Source organism: Piscicoccus intestinalis NBRC 104926 (assembly GCF_001515525.1).
Classification (GTDB): domain Bacteria; phylum Actinomycetota; class Actinomycetes; order Actinomycetales; family Dermatophilaceae; genus Kineosphaera; species Kineosphaera intestinalis.
In genome coordinates this window covers 1-2,256 of record NZ_BCNQ01000264.1, presented here as the reverse complement: position 1 = coordinate 2,256, position 2,256 = coordinate 1, and the positions used below count along the sequence as shown (strand labels likewise).

Sequence of the window (2,256 nt, the reverse complement as noted above, 5' to 3'; positions counted from 1 at the left end):
AGACCGCCGCCGCGACCGTGGCGCGGCGCGGCGGCCGCGCCACCGTGGGCGGCGACCCTGCTCGTGGAGTCGGCGCTCACGTCAGGAGATCGTCGCGAACTCGGTCGTCGTCACCGGGTTGATGACGACATTGTTGAGCTCGCTGCTCGTGACGACGATCTGCGCCGGCTGGATGAGCGGGATGAACGGCCCCTCGACGTTGACGTCTTTCTGGAACGCCTGGTAGGCGGCGGCGCGGGCGTCGCCGGTGGCCGCGGCGGCGGCCTTGGCGAGCTTGTCGGCTTCCGGGGCCTGCTGCGGCGTCCACGCGGCGCGCTTGCCGAGGCTCTCGCCCGGCGCGAACACGAGGTAGTTGGCCGGGTCGGGGTAGTCGGCGCCCCAGTAGGCCACGCCCGCCTGCGCCTTGCCGCTGCGGAAGCTGTCGAGGCTCGTCGAGCTCGGCTGCGGGTTGAGCTGCAGGTTGATGCCGAGCGGCTGCACCTGGGCCTGGATCGTCTCGGCGACGTTCTGCATGCGCACGCCGCCGACCGAGACGTCGTTGGAGTACAGGATCGAGACCGGCTCGCCGTTGTAGCCCGACTCCGAGAGCAGCTGCTTGGCCTTGGCCTGGTCGTAGGTGTTGGAGGGGTCGGACTCCAGCGAGCCGACGAAGCCCGCGGGCACCATGCCGCCGGGGCGGGTGGCGCCCTGGCCGGCGAGCGCGACCACCCCGTCGTAGTTGATCGCGTGGCGCATGGCCTGCACGAACTTGACGTTGGCCGACTGCTTGCCGAACTCCGGGGTCATGTTGAACCACATGAAGATCGTGCGGGCGCTCTGCGCGGTGACGACCTTGGTGCGGCCCTGGTTCATGTCGGAGACCTGGTCGGGGCCGAGCGAGAACGCCAGCTGGGCCTGCCCGGCCTGGGCGTTGACCTTCTGGGTGGCGGCGTCGACGTTGTCGATGACCACGCGGCCGTAGGCGGGCTTGTTGCCGGCGTAGTGCTCGTTGGTCTTCAGCACGACCTTGGACTGCACGTCGAACGACTCGATCGTGTACGGGCCCGAACCGGCTCCGGTGCTGTTGAAGAAGTTCTCCGCCTTGTCGTTGGCGTCGGCGGTGCCGCCGTTGGCCTCGACGGCCTTCTTGTTGACGATGCCCAGCGACGGGTTGGGCAGGATGTACGGCAGCTGCGGGTTGGACTCCTTGCTGGTCAGCACGATCGTCTGGTCGTCTTTCTTGGTGACCGTGACGCCGTCGAGCAGGAACGCCGGGTTGCCGCCGATGCCCTGCACCCGCTGCAGGGAGAAGACGACGTCGTCGGCGGTCACCGGGGTGCCGTCGGAGAAGGTGTGGTTGCCCTGCATCGTCAGCGTCAGCGTCTTGTTGTCGGGCGAGATCGTGAACGAGCAGATGCCCGGCTTGGGCTCCTTGACGTTGGCGCCCTCGAACTTCAACGCGGTCTCGTAGATCTGCTGGTCGAGCATGACGCCGGTGAACTCGAACGACCGAGCCGGGTCGATGGTCTTGAGGTCGAAGGCGTCGTTGGCGACGAGGGTGCGCGTCGACCCTCCGCTCGCGCTCTGCCCCGCGTCGCCGCCTCCGCAGGCGGCGAGCGCGACGACCAACGTTGCCGTCGAGACGCCCGCCAGCAGTCGAGTCCGCTTCATCTCCAGCCTCAATTCCGTTCGTGCCAGATGGATGGGCAGGTGCGCACGCCGTCCGGCCGGCGGCGATACGCACTGTTGTGGTTCTGGCGGCACCATAGGGGCGAGCACCGACAAGGTCGTGGAGCCAGGCCGCGCGACACGCAACCGCAACACGCTCAAGGCGAGCGGCGGAAGCGGTCGGTGCGACCCGCGCAAGCGGGTGGAGTGACCGCTCGCGAGAGGTCATTCCGCACATCTCCCGCATTTGCGCAGGTCAGCGGCCCAACTCAATGGTTTCGGAGGCTGATTGACCGGTCAGTGACGCGCCAGCGGTCACGGCATAAGAACCTATGCGGTCAGGCCGTGCTCGTAGGCGTAGCGCACGAGGTCGGCGCGGGAGACCACACCGGTCTTGGCGAAGAGGTGGTTGATGTGGGTCTTGACGGTGCTCGGGGAGACGTACAGCTCGCGGGCGATGTCGCCGTTGGCGCGGCCGGAGGCCACGAGGCGCAGCACGTCCAGCTCGCGCTCGGTGAGGCCGTCCGGGCGCGGGGCAGGCGGCTCGCCCGCACCCCGCCTGTCCGGGGAGCCGGTCGCCAGGCCACTCGATCCCGCGGGCGCGCTCGT

At 68.9% G+C, this 2,256-nt stretch carries 2 protein-coding genes; both read right to left on the bottom strand.

What is annotated here, in order from left to right:
• Positions 1-81: 81 nt before the first annotated feature.
• A complete protein-coding gene (locus tag PINTE_RS21030) occupies positions 82-1,650 on the bottom strand; it encodes an ABC transporter substrate-binding protein (RefSeq protein WP_068434507.1) in 1,569 nt (522 codons plus the stop codon).
• A 327-nt stretch (positions 1,651-1,977) separates the two neighbouring features.
• A partial coding sequence (locus PINTE_RS21025) for a response regulator transcription factor (RefSeq protein WP_169798592.1) occupies positions 1,978-2,256 on the bottom strand: 279 nt, incomplete at its 5' end.